This window comes from Pseudomonas reactans, assembly GCF_013387025.1.
Taxonomy (GTDB): Bacteria; Pseudomonadota; Gammaproteobacteria; order Pseudomonadales; family Pseudomonadaceae; genus Aquipseudomonas; species Aquipseudomonas reactans.
In genome coordinates this window covers 1-685 of record NZ_JACAQP010000069.1, presented here as the reverse complement: position 1 = coordinate 685, position 685 = coordinate 1, and the positions used below count along the sequence as shown (strand labels likewise).

Annotated in this window: 1 protein-coding gene; it reads left to right on the top strand. The window is 44.8% G+C overall.

Going from position 1 to position 685, the window contains the following annotated elements; all coding sequences use genetic code 11:
• Positions 1 to 54: 54 nt before the first annotated feature.
• A complete protein-coding gene (locus HX793_RS30690; protein ID WP_178905596.1) occupies positions 55 to 678 on the top strand; it encodes an acyltransferase family protein in 624 nt (207 codons plus the stop codon).
• Positions 679 to 685 lie beyond the last annotated feature (7 nt).

Sequence of the window (685 nt, the reverse complement as noted above, 5' to 3'; positions counted from 1 at the left end):
ACTCGTCGAATTGATTGTTTTTTGATCATTTGGCGAGTTTAAAAGTTGCGCTAGGTGGTATGCCGGGGAAATACATGGCTACTTCAGACCATCCTTAGGGGTGGCTTTATTGGTGTCGATATTTTTTTCGTGATATCGGGTTTTCTAATATCCACTATCATTTTAAGTAGCTTAGAAAAGAACTCATTTAACTTTGTCGAATTCTACGTCAGACGAATCAAGCGCATTTTCCCCGCATTGTTGCTGGTCTTGGTTACCTGCTGCGTAGCAGGTTGGTTATTGTTACTAGCCGATGAATACCAACAGCTCGGCAAACACCTTGCAGCCGGCTCGGTGTTTATTTCGAATTTGGTATTACGCCAGGAAAGCGGTTACTTCGACAATTCCGCAGATACCAAACCACTTTTGCACCTGTGGTCACTCGGCATTGAAGAGCAGTTTTATATTATATGGCCGCTCATCCTGTACGCTGCTTGGCGGGTAAAATTTAACCCATTCATCGTCATCATTATTGCAGCGGCAGTTTCGTTCAGCCTTAACATCAGCAATGTGAGGACTAACCCCTCCTTTACCTTTTACTCTCCTCAAACACGGTTTTGGGAGCTGCTGATAGGTTCTGCGCTGGCCTATATCAATCTCAACAAGGAGAGGCTGTTCTCCCCTCTAAGGATGGTCTGAAGTAGCC